This window comes from Leclercia sp. W6 (assembly GCF_003336345.1).
GTDB lineage: Bacteria > Pseudomonadota > Gammaproteobacteria > Enterobacterales > Enterobacteriaceae > Enterobacter.
In genome coordinates, this window is sequence record NZ_CP031104.1 from 856,175 (window position 1) to 868,263 (window position 12,089).

Consider the following 12,089-nt stretch of genomic DNA (forward strand, 5'->3'; position numbering starts at 1 on the left):
ACATGCTGACATTACAGGTTATCAGACGGGAGTTGCAGGGCGATGTGCTCCTGCTGACGCTGGCCCATGCTGACGGTATCGACCTCCCGGTCTTCAACGCGGGGGCACATATCGATCTGCATCTGGCAGACGGCCTGGTGCGTCCGTACTCCCTCTGCGGCGACCCGCAGGATCGCCGCCACTACCAGCTCGGCATTCTGAAAGACAAAAAGTCTCAGGGGGGCTCTCTTGCCGCTCATGCGCTGAATGTTGGGGATTTCATCCAGGTCAGCGATCCGCGCAACCTCTTTGCGCTGGAGGAGACCGCCAGCCATTGCCTGCTGATTGGCGGCGGGATCGGTATCACTCCGATGCTGGCGATGGCCGCCGAACTGCACGCCAGCGGCCGCTCCTTCAGCCTGCACTACTGCGCCCGCACCCGGGCCGGGGCGGCATTTATTGCCCGGCTGGAGCAGGCGGCCTGGGCCGACCGCGTGCATCTGCACTTCAGCGACACGCAACGCCTCAATCTGAAAGCGGTGCTGAGCGACGTCCCGGCCAATACCCACGTCTACACCTGCGGTCCGACCCGGCTGATGGATGCGGTCACCGACGAGGCGAGCCGCCTCGGTTATCGCCCGGAGCAGGTGCATCAGGAGTGCTTCAGCGCCGAAGTTGTCACCGGTGGTGCGGCCTTTGTGGTGGTCGCCGCCGCAAGCGGCATTACCGTCCAGGTGCTGGAGAACCAGACCATCGTCGAGGCGCTGGCGCAAGCCGGGCTGAAGGTCTGCGTCTCCTGCAAGCAGGGGATCTGCGGCAGTTGCCTGACCGACGTGCTGGAGGGGGAGCCGGACCATCGCGACAGCTACCTGACCGACGAAGAGAAAGCCGACGGCGATCAGATGTTGTTGTGCTGCTCCCGGGCGAAAAGCGCCCGTTTAGTCATCGATTTGTGAGGAAACCCTTATGACACTGCAAACCGAATTTCGTAACGCGATGGCACAGCTGGGAAGTGCGGTCTCGGTGATCACCACCGACGGCCCGGCGGGTAAATTTGGCTTTACCGCCTCTGCCGTGTGCAGCGTCACGGACTCACCACCGACGCTGCTGGTCTGCATGAACCGCAACTCCTTTGCCAATGAACACTTCAAGCAGAACGGGGCGCTGTGCGTCAACGTCCTCTCCAGCGACCATCAGGATCTCTCCGGTGTCTTCGCCAACGCCAGCCTGCGCTCCGAGCAGCGTTTTGCGTACGACTCCTAGCAGGTGATGGCCAGCGGCGCGCCGGTGCTCAGTTCGTCGGTCGCCAGCTTCGACTGCCTGATCGACACCTGTCATGAAGTGGGCAGCCACACCGTTTTCTACTGCCAGGTGCAGGCGATACGCATCAGCGAAGCGCCGCGCGGGCTGGTCTACTTCAACCGTCGCTACCATGCCATCGGGCATGATGTGGAAGCGTAAAACCAACTATAAGGGTAACGCTGATGAGCAATGTCGTGACTGAAAACCGCAACGCTGCAGCTGCTGTTCCACACGATGCCGGGCAGATGCGCAAGCTGGTGTTCGCCTCGGTACTGGGTAATGCCCTGGAATGGTATGACTTCTTCCTCTACGGCACCGCTGCGGCGCTGGTGTTTGGCCCGCTCTTCTTCCCGGTGGGCGGCGACCCGATGCAGGGCACGCTGTTGGCCTTCTCGGGCTTTGCGGTGGGCTTCCTCGCCCGTCCGCTGGGCGGGATCGTCTTTGGTCATCTCGGGGATCGCTACAGTCGCAAGATGACCCTGATCATGACCCTGACCCTGATGGGGGCCACCACCTTTGTCATCGGTCTGCTGCCGACCTACGCGCAGATCGGCATCTGGGCGCCGCTCTCCCTGATCACGCTGCGCTTTTTACAAGGCGTGGCATCGGGCGGCGAGTGGGGTGGCGGGGTGCTGATGCTGAGCGAGAACGCCCCCGCGTCCCGTCGCGGCTACTTTACCGCCTGGAGCCAGATGGGGGTCTCCGGTGGGTTTGTCCTCTCCGCCTTCGCCTTTTACCTGGTGCAGAAGCTGCCTGAACCCGAGCTGATGAGCTGGGGCTGGCGTGTGCCCTTCCTGCTGAGCATCGTCATTTTCCTGGTCGGGGTCTATATCCGCAAAAACATCCGCGAGAGCAAAGCCTTTACTCAGGCAAAACCGGAAGAAAAACACGAGAAGATCCCGCTGATGGTGCTGGTGCGCGAGCACCCGAAAGCGCTGATGCAGGCCATCGCTCTGCGCCTGCCGGAGAATGGCGCCTCCTATATCTTCTTCACCTTCTCGGTGGTTTACGCCAAACACATCGGTATCGGCACCGGGGAGATCATCAGCGCCGTGACTCTGGCGATGCTGGTGGAGTTCTTCTCGATCCTGTTCTGGGGCGCGCTCTCGGATCGCATTGGCCTGAAGCCGGTCTACTACATCGGCGTCATCGGCCTGCTGGTGATGGCTTTTCCGTTCTTCTGGCTGCTCTCTACCGGCGACTACGGCTGGATCATGCTGGCGATGCTGCTCGGCCTGCCGTTCTGCCACGGGGCGATGATCGGCACCCAGCCCTGCATCATGAGCGACCTGTTCCCGGTGCGTGTGCGCTACTCCGGCCTGGCGCTGGGGCATGAGGTGGGCTCGATCTTCTCCGGCGGCCTGGGGCCGATGCTGGCGGTGGCGCTGCTGATGCATTTCGACGCCTCCTGGCCGATCTCCCTGCTGCTGATGGCCTATGCGCTGCTGGCGTGGATCGCTCTGCGCAGCCTGCCGTCCTCCCATAAAAATAACGAGGTAAGCGAATGATTGATAAACGGATTGCCGCCACCGACGGTGCCGTGGCGGACATTTTTGACGGCGCGGTGGTGATGGTGGGCGGATTTGGCGCCGCCGGACAGCCCGCCGAACTGCTCGATGCCCTGATCCGCCGTCAGCCGCGGGATCTGACCCTGATCAGCAACAACGCCGGCAACGGTGACTACGGCCTGGCGGCGTTGCTGAAAGCTGGCTGCGTGAAGAAGGTGATCTGCTCCTTCCCACGCCAGACCGACTCCTGGGTCTTTGACGACCTCTACCGCCGCGGCGAGGTCGAGCTGGAACTGGTCCCGCAGGGCAATCTCGCGGCGCGCATTCAGGCGGGCGGCTCCGGGCTGGGGGCGATCTTCACCCCCACCGGGTTTGGCACCGAGCTGGCAGCGGGCAAAGAGACCCGCCATATCGACGGCAAAGATTATGTCCTTGAGTACCCGTTAAAAGCCGATTTCGCCCTGATCAAAGCCCTGAAGGCCGACCGCTGGGGCAACCTGGTCTACGACAAAACCGGGCGTAATTTCGGACCGATCATGGCTGCCGCCGCCCGGTGCACCATTGCCCAGGTGAGCGAGATTGTCGCCCTCGGCGAGCTCGACCCGGAGGCGGTGGTGACCCCGGGGATTTTTGTCCAGCGCGTGGTGACGGTCGCACCTATTCGTCTGCCGCAGAGCGCATAAGGAGAGCCCGTGAATAAACTGACCCATCAACAGCTGGCTGAACGCATCGCCCGCGACATCCCGGAAGGGGCCTACGTCAACCTCGGCATCGGCCTGCCGACGCGGATTGCCAACTATCTGCCTGCGGACCGCGAGATCTTCCTGCACAGCGAAAACGGCATTCTCGGTATGGGGCCTGCGCCGGAACCGGGCTGTGAAGATCCGGAGCTGATTAACGCCGGAAAACAGCCGGTGACGCTGCTGGCGGGCGGCTGCTATTTCCATCACGGCGACTCGTTCACCATGATGCGCGGCGGCCACCTGGATATCTGCGTGCTGGGGGCTTATCAGGTCTCCGAGCGCGGCGATCTGGCGAACTGGAGCACCGGCGAGCCCGCTTCGATTCCCGCTGTCGGCGGGGCGATGGACCTGGCGATTGGCGCGAAGCGCGTCTATGTGATGACCGAACATCTGACCCGCCAGGGCGACTGCAAAATCGTCAAAGCCTGCACCTATCCGCTGACCGGCATGGCCTGCATCGACCGGATCTACACCGACATGGCGGTAATGGACATCACCGACCGGGGCATTGTGGTGCGCGAGCTGTTCGGCGACGTGACGGCGGAGTATCTCCAGTCCGTCACCCTGGTGGCGCTGACTTTTGCCCTTAACGCCGAAACCGAGGAGGCGTGAATGGATCTCGAATATCGCCTCGACGGCCCGGAAGCGGCCCCGCTGTTGGTGCTCTCCAACTCGCTCGGCACCACCTGGGAGATGTGGCAGGGACAGATGACCGACTTTACCCGCCATTTTCGCGTGCTGCGCTACAACACGCGCGGGCATGGCCGCTCCCCGGTTTCGGCTGGGGGAATCACTCTCGACTCGCTGGGGCAGGACGTGATTGCCCTGCTCGATCATCTGGATATTGAACGCGCCTTTTTCTGCGGCATCTCGCTGGGCGGCATGACCGGGATGTGGCTCAACCGCCACGCCCCGTCGCGTTTTGATCGCATCGTGGTGGCGAACACCGCGGCAAAAATCGGCGAAGCGAAAGGCTGGCAGCAGCGCGCCGCAACGGTGCGTCAGCAGGGGATGGCCCCGGTCGCCGGTACCGCGGCGGCGCGCTGGTTCACTCCGGCATATCGGCAAAGCAATCCCGGGATGGTGAAGCTGCTGATTGACGGTCTGGCCGACACCCCAGCCGAAGGCTACGCCGCCTGCTGCGAAGCGCTGGCAACGGCGGATCTCCGCGATGAGGTGGCGGCGATGCTGCGCCCGATGCTGGCTATCGCAGGGGAGGAAGATCCGGTCACTACCGTGTCGGACGCCCGGTGGCTCGCAGCCCAGGCGAAGCAGACAGAGTATGTGGCGTTACCCGCCTCGCACCTGTCGAACGTCGCCTGTCCGGACGCCTTTAACCAGCAGGTGCTGGCCTTTTTAACCCGCAGGAGCATGACATGACCCTCACTATAGAATCCCTGGCCTGCTGGCTGGTGGATATCCCGACCATCCGCCCGCACAAGCTGTCGATGGCGACCATGGGTTGCCAGACGCTCACCATCGTCCGGATGCAATGCGCAAACGGCATTATCGGCTGGGGCGAAGCCACCACCATCGGCGGCATGAGCTACGGCCCGGAAAGCCCGGAGGCGATCAAATCCGCCATTGAAACCTATCTCGCCCCGCTGCTGTGCGGACAGTCGTTTACTGGCGTGGCGGCGCTGGCCGACAAGATGAACGCCAGCGTGAAGGGCAACACCTTTGCCAAATCCGCCCTCGAAACCGCGTTCCTCGATGCCCAGGGCAAGGCGCTGGGGCTGCCGGTGAGTTCACTCCTGGGCGGGGCGTTGACTCAGCGCCTGCCGGTACTCTGGACCCTGGCGAGCGGCGACACGCAGAAAGACATTGAAGAGGGCAAACGCCTGCTGGCGGAAGGCCGTCACAACACCTTCAAGCTGAAAATCGGCGCTCGCAGGCTGGAGGAGGACGTTCGTCACGCCCTGGCGATCAAGGCCGCGCTGGGCGACGAGGTGAGCGTGCGGGTGGATGTCAACCAGGCCTGGGATCTGATCACCGCCATTAAAGGGATGACGCAACTACAGGCGGGCGGTATCGACCTGGTGGAACAGCCGATCCCGCTGTGGGATCGGCAAGGATTGATCGCCCTCAGTCAGCGCTTTGCGGTACCGATCCTCGCCGACGAAGCGGTGGCCACCAGCCATGATGGCTACGCCCTGGCGAGCGGCGGCTTTACCGGGGCGTATGCCCTGAAGATCGCCAAAGCGGGCGGCCCGGCGCAGGCCCTGAAGCTGGCGCATGTGGCCCAGGCGGCGGGCGTGGCGCTGTACGGCGGCACCATGCTGGAAGGGACGCTGGGTACCGTCGCCTCGCTTCACGCCTGGTCGACGGTGAAGATGCAGTGGGGCACCGAGATGTTCGGCCCGCTGTTGCTGAAGGATGACATCGTGGTACGACCGCTGGAATTCAGCCAGGGAGAGGTGACCTTACCGCAGGGGCCGGGGTTAGGCGTTGAAATCGATGAAGACAAGCTGCGCCATTACACACGGCAATAAAAGGAAAACGCGATGCTTTTTAAAGTGGAAATGACCGTCAACATCCCGTCGTCGCTGCCTGCGGCAGAAGTTGAAGCGATCAAGGCGAAAGAGAAAGCCTACTCCCAACGCTTACAGCGCGAAGGCAAGTGGCCGCACATCTGGCGCGTGGTCGGGCAGTACGCCAACGTCAGCATTTTCGATGTGGCGGACAACCAGGAGCTGCACGACATCCTGACCGCGCTGCCGCTCTACCCGTGGATGGAGATCAGCGTGCAGCCTCTGTGTACGCATCCCTCATCCATTCATCACTCGCAATAACAACAAACGTACCCTACAAAGAGGAATATGCAATGTCTGTGAATCCTGCGCATCAAACCGAACTGGAATCCTTACTCGCGATCAGCAGCGGCTTAAATTCCACCGGCGGTAACGATCGTTTAAAGAACATCATGCACCAGCTACTGAGCGACCTGTGCAAGACCATCAAGCAGTTCGACGTCACGGATGAAGAGTTCTGGATTGCGGTGAACTACCTTAACGAGCTGGGCGGACGCCAGGAGGCGGCGCTGCTGGCGGCGGGACTGGGTCTGGAGCACTATCTTGATATGCGTGCCGACGAGAAGGAAGCCGCATCCGGCAATGACGTGGGCACTCCGCGCACCATCGAAGGGCCGCTGTATGTCGCCAACGCCCCGCTGAGCGAAGGCTTTGCCCGCATGGACGACGGGAGAGAGCAGGGCGAAACCATGTGGCTGCAGGGCCAGGTGACCGATCTGAACGGTAAGCCGGTGGCGGGCGCGATCGTGGATATCTGGCATGCCAACACCCTTGGCGGCTACTCGTTCTTCGACCAGTCCCAGAGCGAATACAACCTGCGCCGCCGCGTGCGCACCGGGGACGATGGCCGCTACGCCGTGCGCAGCATCGTGCCGTGCGGCTATGGCTGCCCACCGGATGGCCCGACCCAGAAGCTACTGACTGCCATTGGCCGCCACGGCAACCGCCCGGCCCACGTGCACTTCTTTGTGTCGGCACCGGGGTACAAACACTTGACCACCCAGATCAACCTCAACGGGGATGAGTATCTGTGGGATGACTTTGCCTTCGCGACCCGCGCGGAGCTGATTGCGGACCCGGTGAAGGTGACGGACGCGGCTGTGGCGCAGGCGCGCGATCTCGCAGGGGAGCATACGGAGGTGAACTTTAACTTTACGCTGGTGAAGGCGGCAGAAAGCGAGGAAGAGCAGCGAGGGAAGCGAGCGCGGGTGATGGAATAAGGGTTTGTAGAGTGAAAGAGCCGGGTCCGCAGTAAGCGGGCCCGGTTTCTGTTTAAGTTCAGGGGAGAGACTTGCGCTCCTCCTGAGATATACAGTGCACAAGGTCAGGGCATCGCGAGACGATCGTTCATCTCTTCAAATAACGCTATCAAGTGATCTGCAACGACTCTGACTCGCCGGGAGTGTGCCAGATCTGAGTGCATAACTAACCATAATGTCTGATCCACACCAATATCTGAATTAACGCAGTGTAGCGCGTTTTCCCTCGCCATAAAGTGCGGCAAAATTCCAAGCCCCAGACCCGCTGAAACAGCCGATAATTGTGCTGCCAGCGTATTCGCTTCTACCCGGCAGGGCCTGCCCCGCAGCATCCGTGTTACCCACCGCGCAGCGGGCAGGTGCTGATGAGATTCCGACCAGCCAATATACTGCCCATGACTGAGCAGTAACTCAGTGGCCTTACCTTGCCATTTTTTTAAGTATGTCCGGTCGGCGTAAAGCCCGAATCCCACGGTGCCAAGCCGCTTCAGCGTCAGATTTCCGCTGTCAGGTTTAACCATACGTATCGCTAAATCGGCATCCCTGCGATGCAGATTGACCGACGACACGCCGCTGAGTACTTCAACCCGCAGATCGGGGTAGCTATCCAGCAATCCTGTCAGCGAAGGAAGAATAAAATGCGTGGCCAGGTTGTCGGATGTTGCCAGCCGAACAAGCCCGGCGACGTTAACCTGTAATTTTGCAGACTCCCCGAAGGCAAGCCCTGCACTTTCAAGCGCCTCCGCCCGCTCCAGAAGCGCCTCCCCGTCATCCGTTAACCGATAGCCGCTCTGATGTCTGCTGAATAGCGGTACTGCCAGCGAGCTTTCAAGCCGATCCAGTCTTCTTGAGAGCGTGGCAATGCCCATATTCATGGCCTCCGCTGCGCCACTCAGCGTCCCCGCGCGGGCAATGGCCAGAAATACCCGCGTATCGTCCCAGTTAAAATCTGCTTTCATATTTTCCGATTATGGAAAACGGCTCTCCGTTTTCAGCTCTGTTTTATCACTTATCGCAGGATGATACTGCAATCCTCACAAGGAGATAAACATGCAAAAACGTAATCTGACTTCCTCCCTCACTGTTTCTGCGCTTGGTCTGGGTTGTATGGGTATGAGCGAGTTCTACGGGCCACGTGACGACGAGGCATCCTTGGCAGTACTGGATAAGGCACTGGATTTGGGGATGAATTTTCTCGACACGTCTGATACCTACGGCCCCTGGCATAACGAGGAATTACTGGGAAAATTCATTAAAACACGTCAGCCCGCCCTGAAGCTGGCAACAAAATTTGGCATTGTGCGACAGCCCGGCGAATACAAAAGAGAGCTCTGTAACAGACCTGACTACGCGCGCAAAAGCTGCGAAGCGTCGCTTAAACGCCTTGGGGTGGAGCATATTGATCTCTACTACGTGCACCGTATTGACAGCAAAACCGCGATTGAAGAGACGATGGCCGGGCTGGCGGAGCTGGTTAAGGAGGGGAAAATTGGCCACATCGGATTATGTGAGGTCAGTGCTGAGACGCTCCGGCGCGCTCACGCGGTTCATCCTGTCGCGGCGGTTCAGACAGAGTATTCCCTCTGGAGTCGTGAGGCCGAGGCCAGTGTCATTCCACTGTGTAAAACGCTTGGGATAGGATTTGTGGCCTATTCGCCCCTTGGACGAGGCTTTCTGACGGGCAGATTTCAACATGAGCCGGTACCTCAGAATGGCGATTTTCGCAGTACGCTTCCTCGCTTCCAGGCAGAGAACTTGGCAAAAAATCACTCCCTGGTGGAGGTGATAACAGCCCTTGCCGTCAGTAAAGGCTGCACACCCTCACAGATTGCGCTGGCCTGGTTACTTGCGCAGGGAGACAACATTGTGCCCATCCCGGGCACCTGCAATCTCCACCATCTTAGCGAAAACGCCGCAGCGCTTGATCTCCAGCTCAGCGGTGACGAGCTGTACGCGTTGCGGATCGCGCTATCCACTCTCCCGGTTGCCGGAGAACGCTACACGCCAGAAGGGATGAAAGGTGTAGGAGCCTGATTCTGTCCCTCCCCGCACCGCTTCAAATATTTCCCCGCTTTCTTTGAAGAGTATTTATGAGATGAACGATACCGTATTACAGGTAAATCCGGTGCCAGCGCGCACCTGGTTAGCAGTTGCTGCGCTCGGGATCAGCGCGTTTTCGATTGTCACCAGTGAACTTGCACCAGTAGGGATGCTCAGCGCGCTGGCGGAGGATTTTAATCAGCCTGAATCCGGGGCGGGGCTTGCGGTGACGGCTTATGGCTGGGTTGCCGCACTGGCCGCCTTGTTGTCCGGCGCGATGCCGTCACGCATATCGCGTAAGGCTCTGCTCGTTGGACTGATGCTGTTTCTGGCGCTCTCTTGCCTGGCCGTGACCCAGGTTCACACGATGAGTCTGTTTATGATGGCACGTATGGCGGGGGCGCTGGCCCACGGTGTTTTCTGGGCATTGATCGGCGCAGTGGCTGTACAGCTTGTTCCGCAAGAGAGGCTTGGTCTGGCTACCTCCGTGATTTTTGGCGGCGTTTCGGCGGCCAGCGTGATGGGCGTACCATTGGCCAGTTTTGTTGCAAACATGACCGGTTGGCGCCATGCATTTACGGTAATTTCCGTGCTGTCATTGGCTGCCGCCTCTCTCTTATTCTGGACGCTCCCGACAATAAAGGCGCCCCAACCACTGAGGCTGGATGTGTATCGTGGGCTGGTTAAAAATCCGGTGCTTCTCACTCTCTATGGCGCGACTGCCTCTATTATTTCGGCGCACTTTGCGGCATTCACCTATCTTGAGCCTCTGCTGACCCAAACCCGGAATGTCCCGATGGCTTCCGTTTCTGGACTGTTACTGATTTCAGGCCTCTCCGGACTGCTGGGGAATGTTGTTGCCGGTAAACTTATCGATCGACACATTAAATTGCTGATTTTGATCGCTTTGCTCCTCAGTGCAGGTGCGTTGGGGATGCTTGGTATGAAGAGTGTTGCCGCACCTTCGCTCTGGCTCACTGGCATGCTTCTGGCCATCTGGGGCGCCGCTATGGCAATTGTGTTCGTTGGGTTGCAGACCTGGCTGCTCCGTTGCGCGAAAGAGGCCGCACAGCCTGCATCAGCCATCTATGTCGCCATTTTCAATGCAGCCATCGGTACGGGGGCACTTGCCGGTGGGCAGGTATCGGCAAGGGTTGGTCTTCAGGAGGTGGTGTTACTGGCTGCGCTTGTTATCCTGGGCAGCATAGCACTGGTTGTAACGTTAAAAAGCTCAGAAAAAGAACCTTCATTCTGAAGCCGCGTTATCGGGTTTGAACCCAAGGAGAGACGCGTCAGAGGACGCGTCGATGATCAGAAGGAAAGGTACGCATAAAATAGAATTCGCCTGCGCAATCTCCTTTACCGTCAGGGCTTGGGCGAAGTGGCAGCGTAAAAAGCCTTTTGCCTGACGGATATAGGCCCGCAAAAAGAGTTGTTGCGAGCCTTTCACGGTGCGCTCGCCGTAATGCACCAACCGGTGCGGGCTTCACCGGGAGCAATAATCATCACCGAGCTGCGGCAGCAATGCCGTTTTGTCGTGCCACCTTCGCGTCTCCCACAACCTGAAGAAATTTCACTGCTAAGCGGGATTTTACTATAGCGTTTGCTGTTGATTCTTAAGATAGTTATTGAGCTAAGTAATATAAGGGAAGAAACGATGTTGACGAAGATAAATACCGGACACCCCGCGTCCGCCACGGACGAATTTCGGGCCGGTATTGCTGCCTGTCTCCCCACCATTGCAGGCTACTGGAGCATTGGCTTTGCGGCGGGGGCGATCGGCACACTCTCCGGGTTTACCACCGGGCAAATCGCGCTGTTGGCGAGCGCCCTCTACGCCGGTTCGGCGCAGTTCCTGTTTTACTCACTCTGGGCCGCAGGGGCGGAAATGGCCTCCGTGGTGCTAAGCGTGTTGCTGGTCAACCTGCGCTACCTGCTGATGAGCTCCTCCATGAGCGTTTTTTTTCGTGACTACACCACCCTGCAGAAAGTGGTGAGCGGGCTGTTGCTGACGGACGAAACCTTTGGCGTGGCGGTTCAGCGCGCCAGCCCGCAGGGCAAAATCAGCTATCCCTGGATGCTGGGGCTGAATATTACCGCCTGGCTGAACTGGATCATCGCCTGTGTGGCCGGAGCATGGCTGGCAACCACGCTGCCCGCCTCGCTGATGGAGGGGCTGGGCTTTAGCCTGGTGTCGATGTTTATCGGGCTGATCCTGATGATGTGGTTTGCCAGCCGCAGGAAGATCCTCGAAACCATCAATATTGTCGCCGCGGTGGCGATCACGCTGCTGACTGCCGGGAGTAGCTCGCTCAGTCTGGTGGTTATTCTGGCCGCATCCCTTGCTGCCACGCTGGCGACGCTGCTGTTACGCGCCCGGAAAGGAAAATAAGATGGAAAGGAATATTCTGCTGACGATCCTCGCCTCGGCGCTCGTCACCGCCCTGATGCGCACCGTGCCGGTCTTGCTGTTATCCCGCTTTCGTCTGCCGGAGGTATTGCTGCAGTGGCTGAGCTTTATCCCCACCGCCATCATGGCCTCCCTGGTTGCCGCCGAACTGATGAGTAAACCTGCGATGACCGATTCGGGGATAAGCATCTCCCTGCTGGCGGCGGCGTTTGCCACTCTGGTGGGCATTCTTACCCGCGGATTATTTGCCACGGTGATCGCGGGAGTGGTGGCGTTTTGCGCGGCGGGATACTTTTTAGGCGCTTAATCTGCAAAAA

General features: G+C 59.7%; 13 protein-coding genes and 1 pseudogene. 13 read left to right on the forward strand and 1 reads right to left on the reverse strand.

Translation table 11 applies throughout. From position 1 onward, the window contains the following. Positions 1–2 precede the first annotated feature (2 nt). From DVA43_RS04255 to catA, 9 genes and pseudogenes are all read left to right on the forward strand, one after another. Entirely contained in the window at positions 3–935 is a 933-nt protein-coding gene (locus DVA43_RS04255) for a PDR/VanB family oxidoreductase (protein ID WP_114314679.1), read from the forward strand. A gap of 10 nt (positions 936–945) precedes the next feature. Continuing rightward, positions 946–1,440: pseudogene (locus DVA43_RS04260) on the forward strand (flavin reductase). A gap of 86 nt (positions 1,441–1,526) precedes the next feature. Further along, positions 1,527–2,789 carry an MFS transporter gene (locus tag DVA43_RS04265; RefSeq protein ID WP_168194683.1) on the forward strand — a complete coding sequence of 421 codons (1,263 nt, stop codon included), beginning with the start codon at positions 1,527–1,529 and terminating at the stop codon, positions 2,787–2,789. Beyond that, positions 2,786–3,472, forward strand: a complete 687-nt coding sequence (locus DVA43_RS04270) for a 3-oxoacid CoA-transferase subunit A (RefSeq protein WP_114314681.1) — start codon at positions 2,786–2,788, stop codon at positions 3,470–3,472. The genes DVA43_RS04265 and DVA43_RS04270 overlap by 4 nt, the downstream gene beginning before the upstream one ends. A gap of 9 nt (positions 3,473–3,481) precedes the next feature. Further along, entirely contained in the window at positions 3,482–4,144 is a 663-nt protein-coding gene (locus DVA43_RS04275; protein WP_114314682.1) for a 3-oxoacid CoA-transferase subunit B, read from the forward strand. After that, a complete protein-coding gene (gene pcaD, locus DVA43_RS04280; RefSeq protein ID WP_114314683.1) occupies positions 4,145–4,912 on the forward strand; it encodes a 3-oxoadipate enol-lactonase in 768 nt (255 codons plus the stop codon). It begins immediately after the preceding gene. After that, entirely contained in the window at positions 4,909–6,024 is a 1,116-nt protein-coding gene (locus DVA43_RS04285; protein ID WP_114314684.1) for a muconate/chloromuconate family cycloisomerase, read from the forward strand. Before pcaD ends, DVA43_RS04285 begins: the two co-directional genes overlap by 4 nt. A gap of 12 nt (positions 6,025–6,036) precedes the next feature. Continuing rightward, a complete protein-coding gene (catC, locus tag DVA43_RS04290) occupies positions 6,037–6,324 on the forward strand; it encodes a muconolactone Delta-isomerase (RefSeq protein WP_103179973.1) in 288 nt (95 codons plus the stop codon). Positions 6,325–6,356: 32 nt separating this feature from the next. Next, the gene (gene catA / locus DVA43_RS04295; protein WP_114314685.1) at positions 6,357–7,283 is read left to right on the forward strand and encodes a catechol 1,2-dioxygenase; all 927 of its coding nucleotides are present in this window, start codon (positions 6,357–6,359) and stop codon (positions 7,281–7,283) included. Between the two features lie 104 nt (positions 7,284–7,387). Here the strand turns inward: catA and DVA43_RS04300 are convergent, their stop codons facing one another. After that, entirely contained in the window at positions 7,388–8,281 is an 894-nt protein-coding gene (locus DVA43_RS04300; protein ID WP_114314686.1) for a LysR family transcriptional regulator, read from the reverse strand. A gap of 91 nt (positions 8,282–8,372) precedes the next feature. Between DVA43_RS04300 and DVA43_RS04305 the strand changes: the two genes are divergently transcribed. The 4 genes from DVA43_RS04305 (at position 8,373) to DVA43_RS04325 (ending at position 12,079) form a co-directional block, all read left to right on the forward strand. Next, the gene (locus DVA43_RS04305) at positions 8,373–9,356 is read left to right on the forward strand and encodes an aldo/keto reductase (protein ID WP_114314687.1); all 984 of its coding nucleotides are present in this window, start codon (positions 8,373–8,375) and stop codon (positions 9,354–9,356) included. 61 nt (positions 9,357–9,417) lie between these two features. Then, entirely contained in the window at positions 9,418–10,617 is a 1,200-nt protein-coding gene (locus DVA43_RS04310) for an MFS transporter (protein WP_114314688.1), read from the forward strand. Between the two features lie 402 nt (positions 10,618–11,019). After that, the gene (locus DVA43_RS04320; RefSeq protein ID WP_114314690.1) at positions 11,020–11,754 is read left to right on the forward strand and encodes an AzlC family ABC transporter permease; all 735 of its coding nucleotides are present in this window, start codon (positions 11,020–11,022) and stop codon (positions 11,752–11,754) included. 1 nt (position 11,755) lies between these two features. After that, positions 11,756–12,079 carry an AzlD domain-containing protein gene (locus DVA43_RS04325; RefSeq protein ID WP_114314691.1) on the forward strand — a complete coding sequence of 108 codons (324 nt, stop codon included), beginning with the start codon at positions 11,756–11,758 and terminating at the stop codon, positions 12,077–12,079. The last annotated feature ends 10 nt before the right edge of the window (positions 12,080–12,089 follow it).

What these genes read in the sequence shown, in the direction of transcription:
- DVA43_RS04305 (WP_114314687.1), top strand. Translation starts at nt 8,373, where the DNA reads ATGCAAAAACGTAATCTGACTTCCTCCCTCACTGTTTCTGCGCTTGGT.
- DVA43_RS04325 (WP_114314691.1), top strand. Translation starts at nt 11,756, where the DNA reads ATGGAAAGGAATATTCTGCTGACGATCCTCGCCTCGGCGCTCGTCACC.
- DVA43_RS04310 (WP_114314688.1), top strand. Translation starts at nt 9,418, where the DNA reads ATGAACGATACCGTATTACAGGTAAATCCGGTGCCAGCGCGCACCTGG.
- DVA43_RS04265 (WP_168194683.1), top strand. Translation starts at nt 1,527, where the DNA reads ATGCGCAAGCTGGTGTTCGCCTCGGTACTGGGTAATGCCCTGGAATGG.
- DVA43_RS04255 (WP_114314679.1), top strand. Translation starts at nt 3, where the DNA reads ATGCTGACATTACAGGTTATCAGACGGGAGTTGCAGGGCGATGTGCTC.
- DVA43_RS04285 (WP_114314684.1), top strand. Translation starts at nt 4,909, where the DNA reads ATGACCCTCACTATAGAATCCCTGGCCTGCTGGCTGGTGGATATCCCG.
- catA (WP_114314685.1), top strand. Translation starts at nt 6,357, where the DNA reads ATGTCTGTGAATCCTGCGCATCAAACCGAACTGGAATCCTTACTCGCG.
- DVA43_RS04320 (WP_114314690.1), top strand. Translation starts at nt 11,020, where the DNA reads ATGTTGACGAAGATAAATACCGGACACCCCGCGTCCGCCACGGACGAA.
- catC (WP_103179973.1), top strand. Translation starts at nt 6,037, where the DNA reads ATGCTTTTTAAAGTGGAAATGACCGTCAACATCCCGTCGTCGCTGCCT.
- DVA43_RS04300 (WP_114314686.1), bottom strand. Translation starts at nt 8,281, where the DNA reads ATGAAAGCAGATTTTAACTGGGACGATACGCGGGTATTTCTGGCCATT.
- DVA43_RS04270 (WP_114314681.1), top strand. Translation starts at nt 2,786, where the DNA reads ATGATTGATAAACGGATTGCCGCCACCGACGGTGCCGTGGCGGACATT.
- pcaD (WP_114314683.1), top strand. Translation starts at nt 4,145, where the DNA reads ATGGATCTCGAATATCGCCTCGACGGCCCGGAAGCGGCCCCGCTGTTG.